General features: G+C 41.9%; 12 protein-coding genes. 3 read left to right on the top strand and 9 right to left on the bottom strand.

The genetic code is table 11. The features are described 5' to 3' along the window. Positions 1 to 8: 8 nt before the first annotated feature. From FN809_RS01995 to FN809_RS01975, 5 genes are all read right to left on the bottom strand, one after another. Positions 9 to 1,223 (bottom strand): cofactor-independent phosphoglycerate mutase, encoded by a 1,215-nt coding sequence (locus FN809_RS01995; RefSeq protein ID WP_246095392.1) that lies wholly within the window; start codon positions 1,221 to 1,223, stop codon positions 9 to 11. Between the two features lie 181 nt (positions 1,224 to 1,404). Then, entirely contained in the window at positions 1,405 to 3,837 is a 2,433-nt protein-coding gene (gene thrA / locus FN809_RS01990) for a bifunctional aspartate kinase/homoserine dehydrogenase I (protein WP_142531794.1), read from the bottom strand. Positions 3,838 to 4,225: 388 nt separating this feature from the next. After that, positions 4,226 to 5,110 (bottom strand): hypothetical protein, encoded by an 885-nt coding sequence (locus tag FN809_RS01985; protein ID WP_142531793.1) that lies wholly within the window; start codon positions 5,108 to 5,110, stop codon positions 4,226 to 4,228. A gap of 66 nt (positions 5,111 to 5,176) precedes the next feature. Then, positions 5,177 to 6,292 (bottom strand): universal stress protein, encoded by a 1,116-nt coding sequence (locus FN809_RS01980; protein ID WP_142531792.1) that lies wholly within the window; start codon positions 6,290 to 6,292, stop codon positions 5,177 to 5,179. A gap of 60 nt (positions 6,293 to 6,352) precedes the next feature. Next, positions 6,353 to 7,510, bottom strand: a complete 1,158-nt coding sequence (locus tag FN809_RS01975; RefSeq protein WP_142531791.1) for a carboxypeptidase-like regulatory domain-containing protein — start codon at positions 7,508 to 7,510, stop codon at positions 6,353 to 6,355. 181 nt (positions 7,511 to 7,691) lie between these two features. Here FN809_RS01975 and FN809_RS01970 point away from each other — a divergent pair, with 181 nt between their 5' ends. From FN809_RS01970 to FN809_RS01960, 3 genes are all read left to right on the top strand, one after another. Continuing rightward, positions 7,692 to 8,387 carry a hypothetical protein gene (locus FN809_RS01970; protein ID WP_142531790.1) on the top strand — a complete coding sequence of 232 codons (696 nt, stop codon included), beginning with the start codon at positions 7,692 to 7,694 and terminating at the stop codon, positions 8,385 to 8,387. Positions 8,388 to 8,568: 181 nt separating this feature from the next. After that, positions 8,569 to 9,759: an MFS transporter gene (locus FN809_RS01965; protein ID WP_262709408.1), complete on the top strand. Its 1,191-nt coding sequence runs from the start codon at positions 8,569 to 8,571 to the stop codon at positions 9,757 to 9,759. Between the two features lie 113 nt (positions 9,760 to 9,872). Continuing rightward, a complete protein-coding gene (locus tag FN809_RS01960) occupies positions 9,873 to 11,384 on the top strand; it encodes a phosphohexomutase domain-containing protein (protein ID WP_142531789.1) in 1,512 nt (503 codons plus the stop codon). A gap of 224 nt (positions 11,385 to 11,608) precedes the next feature. Here the strand turns inward: FN809_RS01960 and acs are convergent, their stop codons facing one another. From acs to FN809_RS01940, 4 genes are all read right to left on the bottom strand, one after another. Further along, entirely contained in the window at positions 11,609 to 13,555 is a 1,947-nt protein-coding gene (gene acs / locus FN809_RS01955) for an acetate--CoA ligase (protein WP_142531788.1), read from the bottom strand. A 150-nt stretch (positions 13,556 to 13,705) separates the two neighbouring features. Then, positions 13,706 to 15,163, bottom strand: a complete 1,458-nt coding sequence (locus FN809_RS01950; RefSeq protein ID WP_142531787.1) for an aminoacyl-histidine dipeptidase — start codon at positions 15,161 to 15,163, stop codon at positions 13,706 to 13,708. Positions 15,164 to 15,216: 53 nt separating this feature from the next. Next, on the bottom strand, positions 15,217 to 16,080 hold the full coding sequence (locus tag FN809_RS01945; protein WP_142531786.1) for a transglutaminase-like domain-containing protein: 864 nt from the start codon (positions 16,078 to 16,080) through the stop codon (positions 15,217 to 15,219). A gap of 14 nt (positions 16,081 to 16,094) precedes the next feature. Further along, positions 16,095 to 16,970, bottom strand: coding sequence for a nucleoside phosphorylase (locus tag FN809_RS01940; protein WP_142531785.1), 876 nt, complete (start codon positions 16,968 to 16,970; stop codon positions 16,095 to 16,097). Positions 16,971 to 17,014: the final 44 nt, after the last annotated feature.

Below are 17,014 nucleotides of genomic sequence, written 5' to 3'. Positions count from 1 at the left end.
TAAAAAAATCACTTTAACAGTTCCTGCATAAACTCGGGGCCATACAACATTCCATATCCGCCGGCTTTGGCCGACTCTTCGTTATATTGTGTTACAGCATCGGGCTTTTGGCCGGGTTTTTTAATAAAAAAGGGTACTGCATCTCTGGTGTGTGTTTTAAGCGCACAGGGGGTAGGATGGTCGGGCAGCAAAGCGATGCTTACCGGCTCGTCCATTTTTGCTATCTCCTCTGTTACATATTTAACCACACGTTGATCCAGATACTCTATTGTTTTTGTTTTCAGCATATAATCACCTTCATGCCCTGCTTCATCACTGGCCTCGATATGTAAAAATACGTATTGATTATCCTTTAAAGCTTCAATGGCAGCCTTGGCCTTGCCTTCGTAATTGGTGTCGTAAAGCCCTGTGGAGCCTTCTACATGTACCCCCTTGAGGCCGGCATAAGCCCCCAAACCATAAATTAAATCCACTGCCGAAATAACCACCCCGGACTCTACCCCGTACATTTCTTTTAAGGTAGGCATGTCGGGTGTGTTGCCTTGCGACCAGGGCCAAATCATGTCGGCGGCAGGTTTTCCTGCTTCTCGTCTTTTAAGGTTGACAGGATGCGCTTTAAGTAAGTCAATTGACTTGAGCATCAGCTCAGTAACCCTATCTACGGTGTCCTGCGCTGCATCATCCAATGCGGTGGGCAGCACGTTTTTAAAAGGCTTGCCGGTAACATCGTGCGGGGGTGTACAATTTATTTTGTCGTTTCCTCCCTTTAGCACCATAAGGTGCCGATAACTTACTCCCGGATAAAAGTTAACATCATCCGCACCAAGTTTATCTTGCAGATACAACATTATCTCATTGGCTTCGTCGGTGCTGATATGACCGGCAGAATGATTTAATATCTTCTGATCTTGCAGGGATATCAAGTTGCAACGGAACACCAGGTCCGTAAGTGAAGTTTTCACTCCCATCGAAGCAGCCTCGAGCACACCCCTACCCCTGTAATACTTGGCCGCATCGTAACCCATTACCATCATATTGGCCACTTCGCTGCCCGGATGTAATGAGGGGGGAACGGTATCCAGAAGACCGGAGACACCCTCGGTACACAATTTATCAATGTGGGGTGTGTTGGCGGCCATCAATGGTGTTTTATTTCCCAATTCGGCTATGGGCTCATCCGAAGCGCCATCTGCCAATATCACTAAGTATTTCATTTTGTTCATCTGTCTTTAATTTATTTTTTTTAAGGTCAAAGGGAATTCGCCACATTAGCCATCCTCCATCTGTTAAACGGCACAAGTTATGTGAGAGTGTGCTCTCCTACGCTTGTCCGACCCATCGGGGCCTCTTTTCATCTATTTTCATTTACACAATAACTCCCTTTGATTGTTGTTAAGTGCTTTTTTATTGGTTGGCTACTTTAATAATATCTCCAAACACACCTGCCGCGGTAACCTCGGCACCGGCACCGTATCCTTTTATTTGCATGGGATGCTCTTTATAATGCTCAGAATTTATTAAAATAATGTTGTTACTCCCTTCCAGATCGTAGAATGGATGCTCGCTGGCTACCTCAATAAAACCAACGGTGGCTTTTCCGTCTTCAAGTTTAGCTGCATATCGCAATTTTTTACCTTTGGCAGTTAAGGCATTTCGGTATTCCTCAAATGCTGCATCATGTTCTTTAATGTTTTCCATAAATTGTTCAATGGATTCGGCCTCCATATATTTCTGGGGTACAAACGGAATAACATCAATATCGCTCTGTTCCATTGGATAACCCGACTCTCTGGCTAAAATTAATATTTTACGTACCACGTCAATACCGCTCAAATCTATCCTGGGGTCCGGTTCGGTAAAACCTTTATTTTTGGCTTCCAGTATCACCTCGGACAAGGGCTTATGTTGATTTACTGTATTTACAATAAAATTTAAACTGCCCGAGAGCACCGCTTCTAACTTTAATATCTTGTCGCCACTCATTACCATACTATTTAATGGGGCAATTATGGGCAAGCCTGCTCCCACATTGGTTTCAAACAAAAACTTAATCCCCTTATTTAAAGCAGTCGATTTAAGCTTTTGGTACAGTTCATATTTAGATGAACTTGCTATTTTATTGGCGGTGACCACTGAAACGTTCGACTCCAACATGCTTTGGTAAACCGAAGCCACACTAGCATTAGCCGTACAATCGACCAATACACTGTTGGAAAGGTTATATTGCACAATGTGCTCTTTATAAACGGCCAGGTTAGCTTTATCTCCCTTCTCCATCAAATCGGCAAAAAGTGTTTTTACGTTTAAGCCCTGGGGCTCTAGCAACATTTTACGGCTGTTGGTAATTCCTGCCACCCTGATTTTAAGACGATGCTGTTGGGCAAGTTTTTCCGTTTGCGAAATTATTTTTTCAATTAACATTTTACCAACGGTACCTGTACCTACCAAAAACAAATTAACAACAGCATACTGCGATAGGAAAAATGCTTCGTGAGCTGCATTAAGCCCTTTTTTAAGGTCTTTATCCTTTACAACAAACGAAATATTGAGCTCCGAGGCGCCCTGTGCAATGGCAAAAATATTAATACCATTCTTACCCATGCTCTCAAATAAAGTTCCGGAGATACCCGTTGTACGTTTCATGTTTTCGCCAACGATGGCAATAATGGCCATATCGGTTTCAACCGACACGTTATTTATCTGATTAAGTGCTATTTCAGGTGCAAACTCCTTCTTTACCATTCTAATCGCGCTATCGGCGGCAGCAGTATCTATAACCAGACTGATTGAGTTTTCAGACGAGGCTTGTGAAATAAGTATCACATTGATGTCTTTGGTTGCTAAAGATTTAAACAAGCGCATAGCAATGCCTGTAACGCCAATCATACCGATACCCTGCACTGTTAAGAGCGATACATCCTTAACAGATGAGATACCTTTAATTTTTTTGCCGTTGGCCACTTTTGCTTCACCACTTATCAGGGTGCCGGTCGCCTCCGGATTAAAGGTATTTTTTATAAGAATAGGAATGTTTTTTTTGTATACCGGCAATATGGTAGGCGGAAAAATAACTTTAGCGCCAAAATGCGATAGCTCCATTGCTTCGGAATAGGTGAGACTATCAATACAGTACGAACGGCTAATAATTTTTGGATCGGCCGTCATAAAGCCGTTTACATCCGTCCATATTTCAAGTATGGATGCATCATAAGCAGCAGCAAGGATGGCTGCCGTATAATCCGAACCACCCCTACCCAGTGTAGTGACCTCCTTTTTTTTGTTTGATGCGATAAAACCAGGAAAAACACTTACTTGACCCAAGCTGTCTTTTATCTTTTTTAAATTATCTTCTGTCCTTTCCAGGTCAACGGTATCCCTTCCAAAAATTTTATCTGTAACGATAAGATGTTGTGATTCAATTAGTGAAGCACCTTCAATTAGTTCCGAAAGAAGAAAAGAGGATACTCTTTCGCCATAGCTCGATATAATAGCCTTACTCTTATAGGTCATTTCTTTGAGCATAAACACACCTTTAATAATGGTGCTTAGTTCCTCAAACAACTGATCTACTTTAAATTTTATGTTGCGAGCCACATCGAGCGGAAACAACTCACCTATAATTTTATAGTGCTTTTCTTTTATTTCGCTGTACTGGTCAAAGCATTCCTGATTGCCCTGTTCTGCTAATACAGCAGCGGAGATTAATGCATCGGTAACACCACCCACAGCCGAAACTACTACAATTACTTGTTCTGGCTGAGATTCTACTATTTTTTTTACCTTTAAAAAACTGTCAGAGGATCCTACGGATGTACCTCCAAATTTTAATACCTTCATAACCATGCTATATAATGACACCTTTGGTGACTAATTAAACGTATTTTACTATGCTATTTTCAATATGAGCTATTTTGACATTATTTATGCAGAGAGCAAAAATAAACCATCACCTTGTTTTCTGATGATTGTTGGGTCCTGAAAATTGAGAAACAGACAATATTTGATAACAAACATTGACCTCTTTTAATGCGGAAAGAAATAGATTATACCCCCCCAGGGGTAATGGTGGAAGTAATAAGGGGAGTGATGGTATAGCGAAATTTGCGAATCATAAGCTATTGTTGAATTTTTCTTATAAACTATAATGCAAAAATAGACATTTATTTAAAATTTCAAAATTAAGTTGGGCATATGCCATATTATTACTGATAAACAGCACTCTGTTTTAAACCTTTGTTGCGCTTTCGAAGTAATATTTTGAAATACTTCGGTAAAGCGAAGGCGATTCCTCCACAAAAAAATACAATCCACCCCAATTGTGTTCTACTTTATAAAAAACCCTTTGTAAACCGCTTTGTTTTATAATTACCCTTGTAATCACCTTTCCTTTTAGTTGGTATACCTCAATTGATTTACCATCGGGATAAACACTTTTAAGGGGAGGTAAACCAAATTGGTTTTTCGTCTTGGGTAATTCCAATTCTTTGGTTTTCCGCCTAGATACAGCAGAGGTTTCTACCTCCTGTTTTTTTGCTGTTTGTTTTTGATTATGGTGCAAGGGTCGGGTATGTGCCTGGGATAAAACTGCACGCTGTTTATCACTTTTCGTTGCAACCTGGCGTTTATAGGCCTGGTATTGTTCATTTAGGCTGTTTATTTTTTCTCTCACAACTAGCAGGTAGTCCAAATCATAGTCAAAATCATTAATTTTTGGTGAATAGGCGATTTTGGCCACCGGATTTTCAAAGAATGAAGTATCGGCATTGGGAAACGTGGGAAACAGCTCCACCAGTAAATTATAGGGATAAATTTGTTTTTTTTGAACATGGCCGGGCACGACAGTAGAAAAATTAATTTTTTTGGCGACGTATCCCGGCTTTGAAAAATAAAACTGATAATTGCTGTCCCAGCTCAAATTAATAGTAAAAAACCCTTCCTTATCCACCGGCACCTTTATATTATTACTATCTGACGATACCAACAAACTAATCGTAGATGTTTTTCCATCACGGAGGTAAACAGTACCTCGTACAGCGTACTTTTCCTGCCCTTTGAGAAAGCTAAGGGCAAGTACAACAAACAGCATAACGAGTACATACTTTTTATCCATATGGTAACACTTGATGTTGTACAAAAGTCATCAGGCAGTGTTAAAAACGCCAAATGCTAAGTTATTTTAAGCATGAAAAACCAGTAAGGGTGTAGTTGAGTGAAACAACATTTTTTTAGCAATAGATGGATTTAAAAGTCGCGATAATAAATTCCGCTTAAAAGTAGTAAAGGACAATATCTCAATATTTTCAGATTGTACAAAGCTTTCTACTCCTACCCAAAAATCTTCGTTTTCGATCAGTTTAAAATCCAGTGAAGTAGCTATCTTGTTTTTATTAAAGTGTTCAATAAGTCCGTCCATTTTCACCTTGTCTGTTTGCATGTTTTTACCGCTTGTGATATGTGCACACTTAACATTTACATCAAAAGCTCCCAATATACTGGATAGTTTTTCGATGGCCACAAAGTCGCTTGGTCCAAACACGGAGAGATAACCTACAGTCTTTAGTTTGTCGAGGCCTTTGTAGTCAAAACTTTCGGGAACTGCCAGCACAGGCACCTTGGCACCATCTATTATTTCGGTGGTAACACTGCCAATCAGGTCAACTGCTTTTTTGTCGCTGCCCCTGGTACCCATCACAATAAGCGAGGGATTGTAGGTTTCGCTGAATTCCAATATTTCGTGCTCTGCTATTCCGCGACGCAATTCGGTGTAAATGCGTACGTTTTCAATTTTCTCGTCCTTGATTCTTTTTTCCAGACCTTTTTTCAGTTCTTCTATCTTTTTTTCGCTCTCTTCCTTCAATTCAAAACTTATTTGATCTGAATTGATGTCATATACAAAAGATTCGCCAAAGGGAAGTCCTGAGCTTAATGGTGAGTAGAAGGCGTTGAAAAGGGTGAGCTCTCCGGTATTCTGTGCCACCCAATCGAATGCCATATCCACCGCCTTTTGCGAATACTCCGAAAAATCGACCGGAACCAATACCTTTATGTCATTACTTATTTTTTCGGCAGAATGGGGCTTTTCGTAATCCGATTCCCTGATAGAGTCGAACACCATTTGCGCCTTTTTAAAATCACTTTCTTTAATGTTGACTTTTACTCCTGCGGAAACCGCACCCTGAATAAGGTTAACGTGTTCAAGGAAGCATTCCACTCCTTCGTTTGCTAACATGGATTTTACCACTTGGGCCTTTCCGTAAGTTAGTGTAGCTAAAGTAATAATGTTGTCTTTCATGGCGTATTTAGCTTAGATTGTTTTTGTTTGTTCTGAATCTTTATTTAATACATTGATTTATTACTCCGGTCGTTTAAAAGTATTCCAAAAAACTGGATTTTTATCTTCACCATTAAAATACTGACGATCCGTAATCGAGGTTTCCGGTGCTTCAACCTGCACCACTTTTAAATAAACCGATTTGTTTTTATCGATCGCATGTACTTGTTTGTATGCAATTGAATTCAGCACATACCTGCCCTTATTTGATTTATAAGTAGTCTCAACTTTATACGTTAATGTATCTGCATTTTGCTGCACCTTGTAAAAGCTGTTTCCATGTCGGAAAGCTCCTTTACGGATGGCTGTAAAACTATTTTTAAGCACCTGGTAATTATCAAAGGCTATCCATATAGTGCCCTTATATGTAATCAAATCCGGATCACCGGCATTCTGGATAGTCGGATTTTTACAGGTATACGCTATTATCCACACGGAATCGTTGCCCAGCACATCCTGCCCCTGCACCTGCACGTCGAATTCATTAATAGCCTCCACCGACAATATATTACCCGGATTTCGCAAAATATCCTGGGCAATAAGGTTATCGATAGAAGTCATGCCTTCTTCTAAAAGAAGTGTTGGTTTATGGGGGTTATTTTCTTTAATACGGTAATGAATATTTTCAAAAGCATCGGAAAAAGACCGTTCGCCGTATCCTTTGTTGTCGGTCATTATAAACAAGGCTTCGTCCTTGACGATCTCTCCCCCTTGTTTTGTATTGGTTCGCATATAGCACCTATACGAATACGGTTCATTTAAATAATTCTGAGTTATTAAACTTGACGCGTTGCGCAGTATGCCATACCCTACTTTCGATTGAGCTTCTATATTAACTTCCGAAATACCGTAGTTAACAGGCGCCAGCTGAATGATTACACTATGCTTTCCGTTCCATTTACTTACCTGGTATGTTTTTGTTTGGTAACCCACCGCCGAAATACTTACCTTATTATCGAACAAGGCCCGGGATAGAGCTATCTCAAAATTTCCGTTAGCATCGGATGCAGTACCCAGATAGGTCCCTTCTACCCCAATATTGGCAAATTCTACTGCCAGTCCGGTTTCGGCGTCTACCACCGTTCCGTTTACCGTAAAATTTTGGGCGTAAAGCGATGGACACAGCATAAGTCCTAAAACAAAAAATAAGGTTGCAACTGGTATCGATGATGTCTTCATAAGTAATTTAGTTTATGGGATAAATGTAATAATAAATTCGCTTAAATGGAACCAGATAGCCGAGTAACACTGCTTAGCTTAAAGTATCACGGATAATGACCCGCTGCTTTATGCCCTTATAATTAGCAAAATTATTGAAAACTTTGTTACTTTTGAGATGGATATATTAATTTGAAAGCTCATGAAAAAATTCATATTACTTGCAATAAGTACGCTCCTGCTAAGCAGTTGTGTTGTCTCTAAAAAAAAATACGAAGCATCCTTGGCAGATAGATCCAAGTTAAGACGAGAGTTAAACTCATTGCAGAAAGCGCTGCAAACCAACATATCGGCTTTTGAAACGATGAAGAACGAATTACATAGGAGTAACGCGCTTAAATCGGACGAAATGAGCGAACTGTTTTTAAGAGTAACCCAACTGACAGATGCCAATAAGACATTGGAGAACAAACTGTCACAGACTGTAACGATGTACCAATCGCAAAAACAAACCAGCCAATCTACCGCAGAAGAGCTCAAAACCCTTCGAGCCAATAATATCGCCCTAAAGCGCGATACCGCAAGTATCAAGTATGCGCTGCAACTATCGAAAGAAAGGTTTGCTAAACTTGAGAATGAACTCAACATTCAAAAAAACAAATACAGCAAGTTAATAAGCGACAAGCGCAAATTGACTACAGAGATGGAAGCGGACAAGCAAAAGCTGGCACTTTTTGAACAGCAATTGGTGCGTAACAAAGAGAAAATGGAAGCCATTTCAAAAGCACTCATCGAACTACGAAAAGAAATGTTATCGTCAAAAACAGCCAACACGAGTATCGACCCCAACAAAAACAAGCATATTGACAGAATGGCCAGAGAACTGGGGCATTATTGATTGATGGCCGGCTAAAGTCTTCTGCCTGAAACTATATAAAAAGGCAAGTTATAGAGTAATTTAAATTCCAATAAATCCCAATGCTTTAATAGGCATATGACTTTCTGGTCGCTTTATCGCAATAGTAGTTGGTGCAATACAAGGGGGTAAAACAAAAGCACACAAATAGGAGCTTGATACATTGGTAAAAAGGCGTATTGAATCGAATATAAATAAACTATACATCATTAAAATAGCCAAGTGGTTTATGCTCACCATGCCTATTTTAATGCTATTTTATAAAGATATGGGATTCACGGATCGTGAATCTTTCCAGCTTAAAGCTTTTTATTCCATCGCCATTGTCATCTTTGAGATACCTTCGGGCTATCTGGCAGATGTGCTGGGACGACGCAAGACCTTGATAATAGGGTCAGTACTGGGCACCTTGGGTTTTTTAGTTTATTCTACTACATCGGGATTTTATTGGTTTTTGGTGGCCGAGCTCATATTGGGCGTAGGGCAAAGTTTTGTTTCAGGAGCCGATTCGGCCATCATGTACGATTCGTTGAAACACATGCGGCGCGAAAACGAATACGTAAAGTACGAAGGTCGTAACTTTACGGTAGGCAATTATTCGGAGGCACTGGCCGGTTTATTGGGCGGAACTCTCGCCGCCATCAATATACGCTATCCTTTTATGTTTCAAACCGCTATAGCTTTTATGGCCGTACCGGCATCCATTATGCTGGTGGAACCTATGAGAAGCGTGCGAAGTCGTAAGCCCGGCCTCAAAGATATTTTGAACGTGGTTTGGTATGCTACGGTAAAAAATGCGAAGCTCCGATATAATCTTGTGTATTCGAGTATTCTGGGAACGGCCACCCTCACCATGGCCTGGATGTACCAATTGTACCTAAACGATATCGGTTTTACGGAATATGCCATCGGTGCCACACATACCGTTTTAAATCTGATAGTAGGTACTACCACCTTGTTTGCTTATAAAATAGAAGCCCGGCTTAAACCCAAGATGACCATATGGCTTACCTCCATTATTATTACAGGCAGTTATATTATATCGGGCTTTGTGGATTCGGCCTGGATATTGCCGATCCTGGCCATATTTTACTTTAGTCGTGGCATTGCCACCCCGGTACTCAAGGACTATATTAACCGCATCACTTCTGACAATATGCGAGCCACCGTACTGTCTATCCGAAGCCTTATCATCCGCGCCTTTTTTGCAGTGATAGCCCCCTTTGTAGGCTATTTATCCGATCACTATACCCGGGCCTATTCGCTAAAAGTAATAGGCATAGTTTTTACCGTGCTGGTGGGCTCGTCCATCTTTCTCTTTTTGCGCTCAATAGTTCAGGGCGAAGAAAGTTAAAAGCCCCGGAAAACACACTTTGAGTAGTACCTGAAATATTGTAGATTGCAACATTAAGTGTAGAAAGCAATTATAAAAGAAAACGCATTGTAACCAAAGATAAAATCAAACAAATGAAAGCAGAACTAAACTACAAAAAACTACAAAATGGCTCCGACATACGGGGTGTAGCCATGGACGGTATTAAAGGAGAAGAGGTAAATTTAACCGCGGAGGTAGCCGAAAGAATTGGAAAGGCTTTTGCCCATTGGCTAAATAAAAAAAAACAGGCTGAGGCCGGATTTACAGTGGCAATAGGGATGGATACGCGCCTGACAGGGCCTAAACTGAAAGATGCTTTTGCTGAAGGCCTTACGAAAATGGGCTTGGATGTATTTGACTGTGGCATAGCTTCTACCCCCGCCATGTTTATGGCTACGGTAGACAAAAAATACAGCATCGATGCAGGCGTGATGCTCACCGCCAGTCACCTTCCGTTTAACCGTAACGGACTTAAATTTTTTATTGCCGAGGGAGGACTCAACAAAAACGATATTAGCAATATATTGGAATTGGCAGGGCACGACCTGGAGCCCTTAAAGGAAAAAGGAAAAGTGAAGGCTTTGGATTACATAGCAGATTATGCCGCTTATTTGGTAGATGCCATTCGCGAAGGAGTGGGTGAAGGGGTGAATAAAACACAGCCTTTAAATGGTCTTAAGATAATATTGGATGCCGGAAATGGTGCAGGCGGTTTTTTTGCCCATAAAGTTTTAAAGCCTTTGGGGGCAGATATAAGCGGAAGCCAGTTTCTGGAGCCTGATGGTCATTTTCCGAATCATGTGCCCAACCCGGAGGACGCGGAGGCTATGGCTTCGATATGCAAGGCTGTACTGCGCGAGAAAGCCGATTTAGGCATTATTTTCGATACCGATGTAGACAGATCAGCCATTGTAGACAAAAACGGCAACCCCATCAACCGAAATGAGCTTATCGCACTGATATCATCCATTGTACTGCAAGAGCATCCGGGAAGTACAATTGTAACCGACTCGGTAACCTCTGACGGACTGGCATGGTTTATCGAAACCCATTTGAAAGGGGTGCATCATCGCTTTAAGCGGGGCTATAAAAATGTGATAGACGAAGCCATACGCTTAAACCGGGAGGGCACCGCGAGTTGGCTGGCCATAGAAACGAGCGGACATGCCGCATTGAAAGAAAACTACTTTTTAGACGATGGGGCCTTTTTGGTGGCCAAGCTGCTGATTACCATGGCCGATCTGAGCTTAGAGAATAAAGACCTATCGCAGTTGATTGAAAAGCTGCCCAGACCTTCCGAAAGCAAAGAGTTCCGGTTGAACATTACTGCTGAAGATTTTGTGGAGTACGGCCAAGGTATCATAGCGGAGCTACAGGATAATTTGGCGGAAGGGTGGCAACAAGTTCCTAAAAACCACGAAGGCATAAGGGTTCAATGCACTAATTCCGGCGAGGATGGATGGTTTTTGTTGCGTCTGTCGTTGCATGATCCGGTAATACCCATCAATATTGAATCAAACATAAAGGGCGGTGTAGATATGATAGCCGATAAACTGAAGGGTATCTTGCAACCCTATGAGCATCTGGATATTTCGGGTTTATAAATATTTGGATTGAAAAAAACTTCAATATGGGGCTTTTAAAAGAAACCATAAAAAACACACTGCATGCACAATGGACACGAAGAAAAAAGATTAAAATAATGTATTGACCATTACGTACAGTGTGGTTAAATTATTTTATAACCCCCTGTTATATAACTTACCCGATTCAGCTTGAGCTGAATCGGGATTTAAGCTTTCCAATTGTCATTTCGATAGACTCTTCTTTATTTGGCATTCCGGAGTTCTATAAGCTTTTCCACTATGCCCGGATCGGCCAGAGTAGAAATATCGCCCATATCGTCTGTTTGATTGGCGGCAATTTTTCTCAGTATCCTGCGCATAATCTTGCCCGATCGGGTTTTAGGTAGTCCGGGAGCAATGATAATTCTATCGGGAGTAGCTATGGGGCCAATCCGTCGTCGCACCTCATTGCGCAGCTCACCTACCAGGTCTGTCCCCGAATCTTCGTCCTCGTGCATAATAACATAAGCAAATATCCCTTCACCTTTTATATCATGCGGAAATCCTACCACCGCAGCCTCGGCACAGTATGGATGTGAAACCAGTGCGCCCTCTATCTCGGCAGAACCAATCCGGTGTCCGGAAACATTCATTACGTCATCCACCCTTCCCGTCAGCCAGTAATATCCATCATTGTCGCGCATAGCGCCATCGCCTGTAAGATAATAGCCCTTGTAATCGGTCAGATAGGTTGTCAAAAAACGTTGATGGTCGCCTTGTATGGTACGTGCCATACCCGGCCAGGGTTTTTTAATAGCCAGCAAACCCGATACACCGTTGCCATGCACTTCCTGGCCTTCGGGGCTTAAGAGTACCGGTTCAATGCCAAAGAAAGGTAAGGTGGCTGAACCCGGTTTTGTGGGCGTGGCTGCCGGCAATGGTGAAATCAGTATGCCCCCTGTCTCTGTTTGCCACCAGGTGTCTACAATGGAGCAACGCCCCTCTCCCACCACATCGTGATACCATCTCCAGGTATCGGGGTTAATGGGCTCACCCACCGTACCCAGCACACGCAGGCTGCTACGATCGTATTTTTTAACATACGCATCGCCCTCTCGTTGTATAGCACGGATAGCGGTAGGCGCTGTATAAAATTGTGATATCTTTAATCGTTCCACCATTTCCCAGTACCTGCCTGCATCGGGATAGCCCGGCACACTTTCAAAGATGACGGTGGTACCGCCATTGAGCAAAGGACCGTAAACCACGTAGGTATGTCCGGTAACCCATCCTATATCCGCCACACAGGCATACACATCGTCGGGTTGAATATCAAAAACATATTTTTGCGTGAGGGCAGCAAAAAGCAGGTAACCTGCAGTGGTATGTGCCAGTCCTTTAGGCTGACCGGTACTGCCCGAGGTATAAAGTAAAAACAAGGTATCTTCCGAATCCATATGCTCAATAGGGCAATAAGGCCTTTCGGCTTCCATGGCACGGTTCAACCACACATCGCGAGGCTCGTAAAAAGGTACTTTGTTGGCGGTGCGCTCTGCCACAAACACATGTTGTATCGAAGGACATGCCATAACCGCCTCGTCAACAATACGTTTAAGGGGGATTACCCGTTTACCACGAACACCTTCGTTGGCCGTTATCACCGCTTTACATTTGGCATTGTTTATCCTGTCGCGGAGTGCTTCGGCACTAAAGCCTGCAAAAACAACGGAATGCACCGCACCAATTCGGGCGCAGGCCAACATGGCGTACACGGCTTCAGGTATCATGGGCATGTATAAGGCCACCCTATCACCCTTTCTAATTCCGTGATGGCGTAATACATTGGCCAATCTGGACACCTCACGCAACAACTCCTTGTAACTTATTCTTTTTTCCTGGCCGGGTTCGTCGGCTTCCCAAATGAGCGCTATTTTATCACCATTATTGCGGGCATGCCTGTCCACACAGTTTTCGCATGCATTGAGCTTGCCACCGAGGAACCACGATATCATGCCTTCCTCCAAATCACAGTTGCTCACCTCTTCGAAGTCATGCTGCCAGCGTAACATTTGTTTGGCTTGCTTATCCCAAAAAGCTTCGTTATTTTCAATGCTTTCCGCATATAGGGCATGGTACTCGTCCATGCTTGAAATTACTGCTTTTTCAAAGTTTTCTTTTACAGGATGGTAGATGTCTTTTTTATTTTCCATAAGCCGATTTTTAAGGATGTATTCGTACTATTATTTAGTAATAACATTAATAAAGGCATATTGTTGAATATCAACATCCTGTTTTGGTTTAGGTGTAAAAAGCATATGTTCTAACTACACATTCCGGCGTTTCCATTTTTTAAGATGCTATTATTTTTCGGGGATATTGACCAAAACGTCTAACAGGTGGCGCCAAAATTTATCAACGGTTTCGATGTTTATTCTTTCGTCGGGTGAGTGGGCACCCAGGATGGTTGGTCCAAAAGAAATCATATCCAAATCGGGATATTTTTGTAAGAACAGGCCACATTCCAACCCGGCATGAATAGCACGCACTACAGGGGTTTTTCCAAACAATCGCTCGTACGATTCGCGTGTGATGGCCAATATTTCGGAATTGGTGTTAGGTGTCCATCCGGGATAACCATCGCCATGCTGCACCTCAGCACCGGCCAGTTCAAAGGCACTACGCACCATGGCTGCTACATCGTGCTTGGCACTCTCTACAGCGCTCCGCTGACTGGTAGTTACGATGATTTTATCATCATCTACTTTTATAGAAGCCAGATTGGTGGATGTTTCAACCAATCCTTTCAAAGAGGCACTCATTTGCATTACACCGTGCGGACAAGCATAAATAGCATTTAAAAGGTTTTCCTGAAAGCACTCGGTAAAAACCGTATCAGGTATATCGCACGACTCCAGATGCATCCCAAGGTCGGGTTCCGACTCGTTGAGCTCAGTACAAATTTCGTCGTAAAAAATATTAAAAGCTACCCGCACTTGTTCCTTGTGCGAAGGGGATACCAATGCTACTGCAGAAGCTTCGCGTGCTATGGCATTGCGCAAGTTGCCTCCGCTAAAGCAATGCAACTTCATATGGTGCTTACGCGCTGTGTTCCATAAAAAGCGGTTGAGTATTTTAATAGCATTACCTCTTCCTTTGTGGATGTCGTCGCCCGAATGTCCACCTTTTAATCCGGATACTTTTACCTTAAAGGCAAAGTGTTTTTCGGGGGCATTCTCGGTTTCCATTTCAAAAGTAGCCACTGTATCTACCCCACCGGCGCAACCTATAAAAAGCTCGCCATCATCCTCCGAGTCGAGGTTCAATAATATTTTACTCTTAAAAAAATCGTCTTCTAAGTTAAAAGCACCGGTAAGACCCGTTTCCTCATCCACCGTAAAAAGGCATTCTATAGGGCCGTGCTTAAGCTCCTTGCTGGCCAGTAATGCCAACTGTGCCGCTACCCCAATGCCATCGTCGGCACCAAGGGTTGTTCCGCTGGCCTTTACCCACTCTCCCTGGATAACAGGTACGATAGGGTCTTTTTCGAAGTTATGTTTTACCGTGGAATGCTTTTCGCAAACCATATCGACATGTGATTGAAGCACCACCGATTTTAAATGTTCAAAACCTTCTGTTGCCGGTTTGCTTATCAGCACGTTTCCGATCGCATCTTTTTTATATTCGAGTCCGTTTTTGCTGGCAAACGAAATAAGAAAATCAATCATTTTCCCTTCTTTTTTCGAGGGGCGCGGTATTTGACAAATTCTTTCGAAATAATGCCATACAACCGCGGGTTGTAACGATTTTAATAGCTGCATTTTATATGATTTTTAATTTCAAATTCTACCCAATAATAGCTTAATTTTCTGGCTTAAAATAAATCCAATAACAGTTCAATTTCTTTCTTTTTACTATCATCTCCCTGGTTTTGATAAGCATAGGTCAGATTCAGAAGCACCCTTTTAATAATATCAATATTGCTACAAGGTTCAAAGTAAGAATACAAAGGGCGCATTTTTTGCTGTTTGACGAAATATTCTATTTCGTTTCGTCCCAGAACAGCACCTTTATTTACCGGATTAATATAAAACAGTACTTGAGGACGTTGATCCTTTGGATATTTATGTATCATATTTTCATCGAGATAACATAGCACAAAGTTTTTAGGAAGGTTAACTCCATAAATGGGCAACCCTAAACGTTGCGCAACTACCGAATAGAGGATAGACAGAGAAATGGGGTTTCCTTTTTTGCTATTCATCACCTCATTGATATAGGAGTTTTGGGGTGCGAAAAAATTACCGCTACTGCGATTATATTTGTGTACGTCGAACATAATATGGTTGATGATTCTCACCTTCTCGAGCGAGGTAAGATGATTATTCAGTTCGAGCCAAATATCTCTTCGCAATTCATTTACTTTATCATTAAGTGCATCGTAGTCTAGTTCGGGATATTGGTACTTGGCCACTAAAAACGCACCGTAAAAAAGATTGGTACCTCCATCGTTGATCCACTTAGTCATTAGGCTTTGCACATCTTTAAGCTGAAGGGTATGAATAATATTCTCGACCCTCCGCTGAAAAACATCGTTATGTGATACCTCCCATGCTTTTTCCAAATCGTTGACCACCTCAACATCCTCTTTCAGCAACTCCTCTTCTACCGAATTGAAAACGGTTTCGTCGGGGTCATCCAACAATGATATTAATGCCTGTACTTTTGTCTTGTCCATACCTTTATTTGCTATTAAGCCAAACTATCCAGCACCTGTTTAATCAACTTTTTTATTACCGGCTTATAATCTTTACTATAGGTACGCGCCTTCCGGTTGGCTATGATGGCACAAACGGTAGCCGCATTGTGTCCTAATAATTTACAAAGACCGTAGATGGCTGAACATTCCATCTCGTAATTGGTAATGCTGTGTTGCTTGTGCCTAAAATTACTTATTTTATCATTAATTTCCTTATCCTGTATCGGCAAACGTATAACACGTCCCTGCGGCCCATAAAATCCGGGTGCCGATATGGTCACACCTTCCAAAAATTCATTCTGCGCCAGCTTTTTCAGCAGTTGGGGCGATGCATCCACTACATAGGGTGATGTAAGCAAAGGGTTCCATTGCATGGCCTCTTTAAAATGCTGTTCAAACTCCATATCTACCACCTTATTGCGGTTTTCATAAAAGTTGAGCAGGCCATCGAAACCAATTGCTTTATGGCTCAATAAACAGCTGTCAACCGATAAATCGTGCTGCAGTGAACCCGAAGTACCTATACGCACCATATTTAACGACTTAAGTTGTTGCTTGACTTTTCTGGTCTCAAAATCCACATTCACCAGTGCATCCAGTTCGTTCACCACAATATCAATATTGTCGGTACCAATGCCGGTAGCTACGACAGTAAAACGGGTTTGTTTATAGGTTCCTGTTACGCTTATAAATTCACGGTTACTTCGCTCCAATTCAATATGGTCGAAAAAAGATGCCACTGTTCTCACCCGTCCGGGATCACCCACCAAAATAATGTTATCGGCTAATTCGCCTGGTTTAAGGTGAAGGTGGAAAACACTTCCATCTTTATTTATTATTAATTCCGATTCTTCTATTCTGTGTTCCATTACGTATTCTTTTTTTTAGCAAGGTATATTTTTTCTGTAAACTA

The sequence above is a fragment of the Saccharicrinis carchari genome, from assembly GCF_900182605.1.
Lineage (GTDB): Bacteria > Bacteroidota > Bacteroidia > Bacteroidales > Marinilabiliaceae > Saccharicrinis > Saccharicrinis carchari.
Note: the sequence above shows the minus strand (reverse complement) of the source record. Positions and strands in the feature narration are given on the sequence as shown.